The following is an 11,350-nucleotide window of genomic DNA, read 5'->3' as shown; positions in this document are numbered from 1 at the left end:
TCGCGCCACGCGCTTACGAGTAGGTAAGCAAGTAAGCGAGGCGTGCAAGTGAGGAAAAATGCGAGCGCTTGCCTCAAGCCAAAAAAGCTTCTTAGCGCCGATGGTAGCAGACTTACGTCCCGCTAATAAAGGAACACAAAGAAACACAGTTGCTGATGCAACTGCATAAGTATCACTAACTTGATTATATCAAGAAGTGATACTTTACTTTGTTAGTGATTGAATTAATATATCGGTATGTGCTTGGAGTGCCGATTGTGGTATACCACCGAAGCCAATGATAAATTTTGGTGCAGTTTCCTCATTATTATATTTGGCAAGTGATACAATTTTTAGTGAATTTTCTTCAGCTTGTGCCAAGCATTCTGCTAATGTAAGGCCGTTAGTTACGGTTAGTGTGAAGTGCATACCAGTTAATGTGCCTTCTATTTGTAATTGGTCATTGTATGGTTTTAAACGGTCTAATATATAACTTAACTTATTATTGTAAACTGTTCTCATTTTATTTAAATGTCTTTCGAAACTACCGGATTGCATAAAGTTAGATACTAGTTTTTGCATATGAATCGGAACGGTATTACCTTCTTTGTGTTCTAATTGATGATAATGTTCTAGCAACTTTTTAGGTAAGACGACATAGGCGACACGACAACTTGGATATAGTGATTTTGAAAAAGTACTGATATAAATGACTTTGTCTTTTGTATCTAAACTTTGTAAAGCGGGTAAAGGTTTGCCAGAATATCTAAATTCAGAATCGTAATCGTCTTCAATTATATAACGATTGTCGTCTAACTGAGCCCAATGTATAAGTTGGGTTCTTTTTTTTAAGTTCATTACGTAGCCAGTGGGAAACTGATGAGAAGGTGTCACATATGCAATATTATTATTGCTATCTTTAAAGGTATCAATGTCGATACCCGTTTGCGTTACAGGTACTTGGATATAGCTTATTTGCTTCTTATCGAGTACTTGTTTAATTGGTGGATAACTGGGATGTTCAATTATAAATGAAGCGTGTTCTAAAATATCAGTGACTAAATTAATTAATTGTTCCGTTGAACTGCCAATAATGATTTGATCTGGGTGACTGCTCACGCCTCTACTATTAAAAAGATAATGGGCAATTTGTTGTCTTAATTCCCATAATCCTTCTAAACTTCGATGTTGCAATAAGTCGATTTCGTTATCTTCAAAAACATCACGTGCATATTTTCTAAATTGTTGCATTGGGAAATATTCAGGATCAATTTCCGACATATTGAATGTGTACTTATAATTCATATCAGTTGTGCTAGTACTAGCACTTTTATTTATTTCATGAAATTGATGTGGTTGATTTTTATATATAACTGGTAAAGATTCTATATCTGAGACAAAATAGCCAGAACGTGGTTTAGAATAAATAAAACCTTCATCCAATAATAATTGATAAGCATGTTCAATGGTTGTATTACTCACTGATAGGTGTGCACCTAATGCTCTTTTAGAAGGAAATTTGTCATTAGAATCATACTGACCTTCAATTATTTGTTGTTTCAGTGACTCATATAAATTAATATATAGTGTTTGTTTACTCATAAACTGACCCCTTAATTTTATTCGGAATTGTACCTTTTTAAATACCAGTTTATCTTTTAAAATAAATTTAATCAACTAAGTAAAGGGGTAAATGTAAATGTCTAAAATTACCGGATCAGAAAGAGTCAAAAGAGGAATGGCCGAAATGCAAAAAGGCGGCGTTATCATGGACGTTGTTAATGCAGAACAAGCGAAAATCGCTGAGGAAGCAGGTGCCGTCGCAGTAATGGCACTAGAACGTGTTCCATCTGATATAAGAGCAGCTGGTGGTGTAGCAAGAATGGCTAATCCTAAAATCGTTGAAGAAGTAATGAATGCAGTTTCTATTCCCGTAATGGCAAAAGCACGTATTGGCCATATAACAGAAGCACGTGTATTAGAATCAATGGGTGTAGATTATATAGATGAATCAGAAGTTTTAACTCCTGCTGATGAAGAATATCACTTATTAAAAGATCAATTCACAGTACCATTCGTTTGTGGTTGTAGAAATTTAGGCGAAGCAGCACGTCGTATTGGTGAAGGTTCTGCAATGTTAAGAACGAAAGGTGAACCAGGAACAGGTAATATCGTTGAAGCTGTTAGACATATTCGCCAAGTTAATTCAGAAGTGAGTCGTTTAACTGTAATGAATGATGATGAAATTATGACAGAAGCTAAAAATATTGGTGCACCATATGAAGTGTTAAAATCAATTAAAGATAATGGTCGTTTACCAGTAGTTAACTTTGCGGCAGGTGGTGTAGCAACACCTGCAGATGCTGCGTTAATGATGGAATTAGGTGCAGATGGTGTGTTTGTTGGTTCAGGTATCTTTAAATCAGAAGACCCTGAAAAATTCGCTAAAGCAATTGTACAAGCTACAACGCATTATCAAGATTATGAATTAATCGGACGTCTATCTAAAGAATTAGGTACTGCGATGAAAGGTTTAGATGTTAACCAACTTTCTTTAGAAGAACGAATGCAAGAGCGTGGTTGGTAATATGAAGATAGGTGTATTAGCGCTTCAAGGTGCAGTTAGAGAACATATTCGTCACATTGAATTAAGCGGACATGAAGGTGTAGCTATTAAACGTGTTGAGCAACTTGAAGATATTGATGGACTAATATTACCAGGTGGTGAATCAACTACATTACGCCGTTTAATGAACTTATATGGTTTTAAAGCTGCGTTACAACAATCAAGTTTACCAATGTTTGGTACATGTGCAGGTTTAATTGTCTTGGCAAAAGATATACTTGGAGAAGAAGGTTATTTAAGTAAATTAGATATTACTGTACAACGTAATTCTTTCGGAAGACAAGTAGACAGTTTTGAATCCGAATTAGACATTAAAGGTATAGCAGAAGATATTGAAGGTGTATTTATAAGAGCACCACATATTGAAAGTGTTCGCGATAATGTCGATGTATTAAGTACAGTAGGCGACAAAATTGTAGCTGTTCAAGAAGGTAAATATTTAGGTGTATCTTTCCATCCAGAATTAACAGATGACTTTAGAGTAACGCATTATTTTATCGAAAAAATAGTACGTCCAGCAATAACTGAAAAAGTGTAATAACTAAAAAAAGAGTGGTCATAGTGGCATTAATCCATTATGATCACTCTTTTTATAAATTAGATAAAGAATCCAGCAATAGCTGCAGAAATAAATGACACTAGTGTTGCACCGAACAGTAATTTAAGGCCAAAACGAGCAACCATGTCACCTTTTTCGTTGTTTAATGATTTAATAGCGCCAGATATGATACCGATAGAGCTGAAGTTTGCAAATGAAACTACGAATACTGAAACGATACCTTTAGCGTGTTCGCTCATGCCAGTCGCTTTCCCTAAGCTTTGCATTGCAACGAACTCATTTGATAACAGTTTTGTAGCCATAACTGACCCAGATTGAACTGCATCGCCCCATGGTACACCAGCTAAAAATGCAAATGGTGCAAAGACAAAACCAATTAAAGTTTGGAAGTCCCAGTGAATGTGACCTCCAGATACGCCAGTGAAAATAGCACTAACGACGCCGTTAAGTAACGCAATAATGGCGATATAACCTATTAACATAGCGCCAACGATAACTGCTACTTTAAAACCATCTAAAATATATTCTCCTAAAACTTCGAAGAACGATTGTTTATGTGTTTCACTTTCTTGAACGATTAATTTGTCTTCTTTTTCATCAACACGATAAGGGTTAATAATTGAAGCAATAATGAAACCACCAAATAAGTTTAATACTACTGCAGTAACAACATACTTCGGTTCAATTAATGTAAAATAGGCACCAATAATTGAAGCAGAAACTGTAGACATCGCAGAAGCAGTTAGTGTATATAAACGTTGTTTAGGTATGTATGCTAATTCTTTTTTTAAAGAAATAAATACTTCTGATTGTCCGAGAATTGCTGCGGCAACAGCATTATATGATTCTAAACGACCCATCCCGTTGATTTTGGAAATTAAGAATCCTAAAACGTTAATGATTAAAGGCAAAATTTTTGTATATTGTAAAATACCAATTAGAGCAGAAATAAATACAATTGGTAATAATACATTGAAGAAGAATGGTGGGTTTTTAGGATCTACAAATTCAAATCCACCAAAGACGAAGTTAACACCTTCAGCTGCTTTTGATAATAAATAGTTGAAGCCATCAGATATGCCACCAATAAAAGTTATACCGAATTTTGTTTTTAACAAAATAAATGCAAAGACTAATTGTATCAGTAACAGTAAACCGACATATTTCCAACGGATATTTTTTCTGTCTGAGCTAAATAGTACAGCTAGTGCCAAAAATACTACAATCCCAATCAAGCCAATGATAATGTGCATAATGTTCTCATCCCTTTATTTTTTTCTTATCATCTATAATACAATAAAAGTAATATGAGTAACATAGATAATAAAAATTTTTAAATCATATTGGTTGAAAAAGGTCAAAGTTGGTCATATAATATAGTCAAAGAAGGTCAAAAAGAGGTGATAATCATGCATAATATGTCAGACATCATAGAACAGTACATTAAAAAGTTATTTGAAGACACCAATGAAGACGCTGTTGAAATACAACGTGCGCATGTTGCTCAACGTTTCGACTGCGTTCCTTCACAGTTAAACTATGTGATCAAAACACGTTTTACGAATAAACATGGTTATGAAATAGAAAGTAAAAGAGGTGGCGGAGGATATATCCGAATCACTAAAATTGAAAATAAAGATGAAACTGGTTATATTAATCACTTACTTCAAATTATTGGCCCTTCTATTTCACAACAACAAGCGTACTATATTATAGATGGTTTATTAGAAAAGTCCTACATTACTGACAGAGAAGCAAAAATGATTAATGCAGTCATTGATAGAGAAACTTTAAAAATGGATATTGTAGCTAGAGATATTATTCGAGCTAACATTTTAAAACGTTTACTACCAATTATTAATTACTATTAAGGCGAGGTGATAACCGTGTTATGTGAAAATTGCCATTTAAATGAGGCAGAAGTAAAATTATCGGTTAAAGGCCAAGACGGTATACAAGAAAAGTGGGTATGTTCGACATGCGCACAAGGTGGTAACCCTTGGACTCAAGATAAGCAAATAGAAAGTCATCAAGACGATATTGAAGGTGCATTCGTTGTAAAGCAAATCTTACAACACCTTGCTTCTAAACATGGTATTAATTTTGATGAAATCACTTTTAAAGAAGCAAAGCGATGTCCAACTTGCCAAATGACTTTAAGAGATATAGCGCATGTAGGTAAATTTGGCTGTGCCGATTGTTATGACACATTTAAAGAAGACATTATAGATATAGTTAGGCGTGTCCAAGGTGGCCAATTTGAACATACCGGTAAAACGCCACACTCGTCTTATAAAAAGTTAGCTTTAAAAAAGCAAATTGAAGAAAAAACAAAATATTTAAATCATTTGATAGAAGAACAAGAATTTGAACAAGCTGCAGTAGTTAGGGATGAAATTAAAGCGTTAAAGACAGATAGCGAGGTGTCACGTGATGAGCGAAAAGGAAATTAATTCACATATTAGTGAATGGATGCGCGACGAAGTAGAACAACCTGTAGTAATGTCTTCAAGGATTAGACTTGCGCGTAACTTAGACAATCATGTACACCCACTGATGTATCCTTCCGAAAAAGAAGGCGAAAACGTCATTAATGAAGTTCAAGATGCGCTTCCCGAGTTAACGTTGCAAAGACTAGATACTATGGATCAGCAAAGCAAATACAAACTCGTTGCGAAACATCTTATAAGTCCTGAATTAATCAAACAACCTGCGGCGGCGGTACTGTTAAATGAAGACGAATCGTTAAGTTTAATGATTAACGAAGAAGACCATTTGCGTATTCAAGCAATGGGTAATGATTTATCGTTGCACACGTTATTTGAGAAGGCTTCTGAGGTAGATGACCAAATAGACCAAGAATTAGACATTAGTTTTGATGAAAGTTTAGGTTATTTAACAACTTGTCCGACTAATATTGGCACAGGTTTAAGAGCAAGCGTAATGCTCCACTTACCCGGACTATCAATCATGAAACGAATGAATCGCATTGCTCAGACCATAAATCGTTTTGGATTTACGATTAGAGGTATATATGGTGAAGGTTCACAAGTTTATGGTCATATTTATCAAATTTCTAATCAATTAACTTTAGGTAAAACAGAATTAGAAATTATAGATAGCTTAGCAGAAGTAGTGCAACAAATTATTAACGAAGAATTACAAATTCGTGAACAACTTAATCGCCATAATCATGTTGAAACGTTAGATAGAGTTTATCGTGCATTAGGCGTTTTGAAATATAGTAGACTGATCTCAATGGAAGAAGCATCTTTCAGATTGAGTGAAGTGAAATTAGGTATCGATTTAGGTTATATTGAACTAGAAGACTTTAAATTCAATGAATTAATGATAGCTATTCAATCTGCGTTTTTATTAGATAGTGAAGATGATGTATCAGTAAATGAAAAACGATCAAATATATTGAGAAAGCATATAAAATAGGAGGTCTCGTTTATGTTATTTGGAAGACTTACAGAACGTGCGCAGCGCGTATTAGCACATGCACAAGAAGAAGCAATTCGTTTGAACCATTCTAATATCGGTACGGAACATTTGCTTTTAGGTTTAATGAAAGAACCCGAAGGCATCGCAGCAAAAGTGTTAGAGTCATTCGATATTACTGAAGAAAAAGTAATCGAAGAAGTTGAAAAACTTATCGGTCATGGCCAAGAGCAAATGGGTGCATTGCACTACACGCCTAGAGCGAAAAAAGTAATCGAATTATCTATGGATGAAGCAAGAAAACTACACCACAATTTTGTCGGTACAGAACACATCTTATTAGGTTTAATTCGTGAAAATGAAGGCGTTGCTGCTCGCGTATTTGCCAACTTAGATTTAAATATTACCAAAGCACGTGCTCAAGTTGTTAAAGCGTTAGGTAGCCCTGAAATGAATAACAAAAATGCACAAGCAAATAAATCAAATAATACCCCAACGTTAGATGGTTTAGCACGTGATTTAACAGTGATCGCAAAAGACGGTACATTAGATCCTGTCATTGGCAGAAATAGTGAAATTACTCGTGTAATCGAAGTACTTAGTCGTCGTACTAAAAACAACCCAGTATTAATCGGTGAACCGGGTGTTGGTAAAACAGCGATTGCAGAAGGATTAGCACAAGCAATTGTTAATAATGAAGTACCTGAAACATTGAAAGATAAACGTGTTATGTCATTGGATATGGGTACAGTAGTTGCTGGTACTAAATATAGAGGCGAATTCGAAGAACGTTTGAAAAAAGTAATGGAAGAAATTCACCAAGCTGGTAACGTCATTCTATTTATTGACGAATTGCATACACTTGTAGGCGCTGGCGGTGCAGAAGGTGCAATCGATGCTTCTAATATCTTAAAACCAGCATTAGCCCGTGGTGAATTACAATGTATTGGCGCGACAACATTAGATGAATACCGTAAAAACATTGAAAAAGATGCGGCACTTGAACGTCGTTTCCAACCAGTTCAAGTCGACGAACCAACTGTTGAAGATACAGTAGAAATATTAAAAGGTTTACGTGATCGTTATGAAGCACATCACCGTATCAACATTTCAGATGAAGCGGTAGAAGCAGCAGTAAAATTAAGTAATCGTTATGTTTCTGATCGTTTCTTACCAGACAAAGCGATTGACTTAATTGATGAAGCGAGTTCAAAAGTAAGACTTAAAAGTCATACTACGCCACCAAATTTAAAAGAAATCGAACAACAAATTGAACAAGTTAAAAATGAAAAAGACGCTGCAGTACATGCACAAGAATTTGAAAATGCAGCTAACTTGAGAGATAAACAGACTAAACTAGAAAAACAATACGAAGAAGCTAACAACAATTGGAAAAACACACAAAATGGGGAAAGTACATCATTATCAGAAGAAGACATCGCAGAAGTTATTGCTGGATGGACTGGTATTCCATTAACGCGTATTAACGAAACAGAATCTCAACGTCTATTAAACTTAGAAGATTCTCTTCATGAAAGAGTTATTGGACAAAAAGAAGCTGTTAATTCAATTAGTAAAGCTGTTAGACGTGCGCGTGCCGGATTAAAAGATCCTAAACGTCCAATCGGTAGCTTTATCTTCTTAGGACCAACTGGTGTTGGTAAAACAGAATTAGCGCGTGCTTTAGCTGAGTCAATGTTTGGCGAAGAAGATGCGATGATTCGTGTAGACATGAGTGAATTCATGGAAAAACACGCTGTGAGTCGTTTAGTCGGAGCGCCTCCAGGCTACGTAGGTCATGATGATGGTGGTCAATTAACTGAAAAAGTTAGACGTAAACCATACTCAGTTATTCTATTTGATGAAATTGAAAAAGCACACCCTGATGTATTTAATATCTTGTTACAAGTGCTTGATGATGGACATCTTACAGATACAAAAGGTCGTCGTGTAGACTTCAGAAATACAGTGATTATTATGACTTCTAACGTCGGTGCACAAGAATTACAAGACCAACGTTTTGCTGGTTTCGGTGGCGCAGCAGAAGGCCAAGCATACGAAACGATTCGCAAGACAATGTTAAAAGAACTTAAAAATGCATTCCGTCCGGAATTCTTAAACCGTGTAGATGATACAATCGTCTTCCACAAACTAAACCAAGACGAATTAAAAGAAATCGTAACAATGATGGTTAATAAATTAACTGAACGCTTAACAGAACAAGATATTAATATCGAAGTTACTGAAAAAGCGAAAGAAAAAATTGCCGAAGAAGGATATGATCCTGAATACGGTGCAAGACCTTTAATTAGAGCGATTCAAAAAACTGTCGAAGATAACTTAAGTGAATTAATCTTAGACGGAAACAAAATTGAAGGTAAAGACGTCGTTATTAACCATGATGGTGAAGCATTTAAATACGACATCAAAAAGCGTAAAAAAACTAGCAAAACTAAAGAAACAACAGAATCATAATCTGTAAATAATGCACAGACTTAAATGAATGTGCGAATCAATGAACTATTCCTAATAATGTATGAGGATTAGGTAGAAATTGTTGATTTTAAGAGCCTGGGACGATGGCACTGAACCCCTAAATTGGGAGTTTAATAAAGAGACAATCGGCTAGGCTACTAACTTCCTGAATGCTATAGGAGATAAGTAGCCTAGTTTTTTGTTAAATTCTAAGTTTATTATAGTTTTCAATGTAAATTTACGACAATGTCTATTACAATGTCATTAAAGCTATTAAGCTCATTGTTTAGGTAGAATGTTTCACATTTTAGAGAGGAATGGAAGCATTCGATAGGGGCATTATCAGCTGGCGTTCCCATACGGGACATGCTTCTGGTAATGCCTTTTTCTTTGTTATTTAATGGTTCATTACCCTTGCCATATGCATACTGCTTTCCTATTTGTTGAGTCTAGGACATAATTCCGGGATAAATAGCCAGTAAATGAGTTTTTATGAATTCGTTTACTGGCTTCTTTATTTACAATAATACTAATTGTTGGCTCGCTTTCTTAGAGGAGAGCCTCAGCCTGCAGTTTTCAGCTTGTCCTGTTCTCTTATTAATTTGTATAAAACAAGAGTTTACAATAACTCGTAATTTGCGAATATGTTATCATTATTAAAATTAATTTTAGGACCTAAATATAAATTAATAAAACTAGCTTTTATGAATTAATTGTCTGTACATAAGCAAATGCTACAATGATTTTTAAATGGAATTGTATTTTGATTTGTCTTTAAAGAAAGAGAAGTATAAAATAGATTTGTTCTATATAAAGTTGGAGGTGCAAATTTGGCCAAAAAGAAAGTAATATATGAATGTATGGCATGTGGCTATCAATCTCCGAAATGGATGGGAAAATGTCCGAACTGCGGTGCATGGAATCAAATGGAAGAGAGTATAGCACAGAAAGAAAGCAGTCCGAAACATGGTGTGCGAAGTAAAGCGACATCATCTAAAGTGCAAAAATTAAATGAAGTTCGCCATGAAACGATGCCTAGAATTAAAAGTAAATCTGAAGAATTTAATAGAGTACTTGGTGGCGGTGTAGTCAGCGGCTCATTAGTTCTGATTGGTGGGGACCCAGGTATAGGGAAATCCACGCTATTATTACAAATCTGTGCTGCCTTATCTCAAGACTATAATATTTTATACATAACAGGTGAAGAATCTTTAAATCAAACGAAGTTAAGAGCCGAAAGATTAGAAGAGGACTCGAGTCAGTTAAATGTATTTGCAGAAACAGATTTAGAAATTATACATGAAACAGTAAAACAAATACAACCAGATATGATCGTTGTGGACTCGATTCAAACAATATTTCATCCAGAAATCAGTTCTGCCCCGGGTTCAGTGTCTCAAGTTAGAGAGAGTACCCAAAGTCTTATGAATATTGCTAAACAAATGAATATTGCTACATTTATCGTTGGCCATGTTACGAAAGAAGGGCAAATAGCGGGTCCACGTCTACTTGAACATATGGTTGATACGGTATTGTATTTTGAAGGTGATGAACACCATGCTTATCGTATTTTAAGAGCGGTGAAAAACCGTTTCGGTTCTACGAACGAGATGGGCATTTTTGAAATGAAACAGAGCGGATTGAAAGGTGTCAAAAACCCTTCTGAAATGTTTTTAGAAGAACGTTCGACAAATGTGCCAGGTTCTACGATTGTATCAACTATGGAAGGAACTAGACCATTATTGATTGAGGTACAAGCTTTAGTCACACCAACTACTTTTAACAATCCTAGACGAATGGCTACAGGCATCGATCACAATCGCTTAAGTTTATTAATGGCTGTATTAGAGAAAAAAGAAAACTATTTACTACAACAACAAGATGCATATATTAAAGTTGCAGGTGGGGTGCGTTTAACTGAACCTGCAGTTGACTTAGGTATTATAATAGCTACAGCATCAAGTTTTAAAGATAAGGCTGTTGATGGCTTGGACTGTTTTATAGGCGAAGTTGGACTTACTGGTGAAGTGCGACGCGTCTCTAGAATAGAACAACGCGTACAAGAAGCGGCTAAACTAGGATTTAAAAAAGTAATTATACCCGAAACAAATATCGGTGGTTGGACATTTCCAGACAATATTAAAGTCGTAGGCGTAAAAAGTGTCCACGAAGCTTTAAAACATGCTTTAAAAAACTAAGACAAATTAAACAAAATGACTCAATTCATAACGTTATAGATAGAGAACATTTTGCAGAAAGGAGATTAC

General features: G+C 35.3%; 9 protein-coding genes and 1 pseudogene. 7 read left to right on the top strand and 3 right to left on the bottom strand.

Features of this window, described 5'->3' with window-relative positions; translation table 11 throughout:
• Positions 1-204: 204 nt before the first annotated feature.
• Complete coding sequence (pdxR, locus tag RPL90_RS02020) at positions 205-1,581, bottom strand: MocR-like pyridoxine biosynthesis transcription factor PdxR (RefSeq protein ID WP_313542093.1); 1,377 nt, start codon at positions 1,579-1,581, stop codon at positions 205-207.
• A 97-nt stretch (positions 1,582-1,678) separates the two neighbouring features.
• Between pdxR and pdxS the strand changes: the two genes are divergently transcribed.
• Both pdxS and pdxT read left to right on the top strand, forming a co-directional pair.
• Positions 1,679-2,566, top strand: a complete 888-nt coding sequence (gene pdxS, locus RPL90_RS02015; protein WP_313542090.1) for a pyridoxal 5'-phosphate synthase lyase subunit PdxS — start codon at positions 1,679-1,681, stop codon at positions 2,564-2,566.
• 1 nt (position 2,567) lies between these two features.
• Positions 2,568-3,143: a pyridoxal 5'-phosphate synthase glutaminase subunit PdxT gene (gene pdxT, locus RPL90_RS02010; RefSeq protein WP_313542087.1), complete on the top strand. Its 576-nt coding sequence runs from the start codon at positions 2,568-2,570 to the stop codon at positions 3,141-3,143.
• Between the two features lie 59 nt (positions 3,144-3,202).
• On the opposite strand, the gene RPL90_RS02005 is transcribed toward pdxT, so the two are convergent.
• Entirely contained in the window at positions 3,203-4,417 is a 1,215-nt protein-coding gene (locus RPL90_RS02005; protein ID WP_313542084.1) for a NupC/NupG family nucleoside CNT transporter, read from the bottom strand.
• A gap of 156 nt (positions 4,418-4,573) precedes the next feature.
• Between RPL90_RS02005 and RPL90_RS02000 the strand changes: the two genes are divergently transcribed.
• The 4 genes from RPL90_RS02000 to RPL90_RS01985 are packed head-to-tail and all read left to right on the top strand — an operon-like array spanning position 4,574 to position 9,083.
• The gene (locus RPL90_RS02000) at positions 4,574-5,035 is read left to right on the top strand and encodes a CtsR family transcriptional regulator (protein WP_313542081.1); all 462 of its coding nucleotides are present in this window, start codon (positions 4,574-4,576) and stop codon (positions 5,033-5,035) included.
• 15 nt (positions 5,036-5,050) lie between these two features.
• Entirely contained in the window at positions 5,051-5,617 is a 567-nt protein-coding gene (locus RPL90_RS01995) for a UvrB/UvrC motif-containing protein (RefSeq protein WP_313542078.1), read from the top strand.
• Positions 5,598-6,608: a protein arginine kinase gene (locus RPL90_RS01990; protein WP_313542075.1), complete on the top strand. Its 1,011-nt coding sequence runs from the start codon at positions 5,598-5,600 to the stop codon at positions 6,606-6,608. Before RPL90_RS01995 ends, RPL90_RS01990 begins: the two co-directional genes overlap by 20 nt.
• Before the next feature lie 12 nt (positions 6,609-6,620).
• Positions 6,621-9,083 (top strand): ATP-dependent Clp protease ATP-binding subunit, encoded by a 2,463-nt coding sequence (locus RPL90_RS01985; protein ID WP_313542072.1) that lies wholly within the window; start codon positions 6,621-6,623, stop codon positions 9,081-9,083.
• Positions 9,084-9,233: 150 nt separating this feature from the next.
• Here the strand turns inward: RPL90_RS01985 and RPL90_RS01980 are convergent.
• Positions 9,234-9,475 (bottom strand): annotated as a pseudogene (locus tag RPL90_RS01980) (IS3 family transposase); the annotation flags it as partial.
• A 438-nt stretch (positions 9,476-9,913) separates the two neighbouring features.
• Here RPL90_RS01980 and radA point away from each other — a divergent pair.
• Entirely contained in the window at positions 9,914-11,281 is a 1,368-nt protein-coding gene (gene radA, locus RPL90_RS01975; RefSeq protein WP_313542069.1) for a DNA repair protein RadA, read from the top strand.
• Positions 11,282-11,350: the final 69 nt, after the last annotated feature.

Source organism: Staphylococcus kloosii, assembly GCF_032139365.1.
In the GTDB taxonomy this organism is placed as follows: domain Bacteria; phylum Bacillota; class Bacilli; order Staphylococcales; family Staphylococcaceae; genus Staphylococcus; species Staphylococcus kloosii_A.
Note: the sequence above shows the minus strand (reverse complement) of the source record. Positions and strands in the feature narration are given on the sequence as shown.

Excerpts from the sequence above, each read along its gene's own strand:
- pdxR (WP_313542093.1), bottom strand. The coding sequence starts at position 1,581 with ATGAGTAAACAAACACTATATATTAATTTATATGAGTCACTGAAACAA.
- pdxS (WP_313542090.1), top strand. The coding sequence starts at position 1,679 with ATGTCTAAAATTACCGGATCAGAAAGAGTCAAAAGAGGAATGGCCGAA.
- pdxT (WP_313542087.1), top strand. The coding sequence starts at position 2,568 with ATGAAGATAGGTGTATTAGCGCTTCAAGGTGCAGTTAGAGAACATATT.
- RPL90_RS02005 (WP_313542084.1), bottom strand. The coding sequence starts at position 4,417 with ATGCACATTATCATTGGCTTGATTGGGATTGTAGTATTTTTGGCACTA.
- RPL90_RS02000 (WP_313542081.1), top strand. The coding sequence starts at position 4,574 with ATGCATAATATGTCAGACATCATAGAACAGTACATTAAAAAGTTATTT.
- RPL90_RS01990 (WP_313542075.1), top strand. The coding sequence starts at position 5,598 with ATGAGCGAAAAGGAAATTAATTCACATATTAGTGAATGGATGCGCGAC.
- RPL90_RS01985 (WP_313542072.1), top strand. The coding sequence starts at position 6,621 with ATGTTATTTGGAAGACTTACAGAACGTGCGCAGCGCGTATTAGCACAT.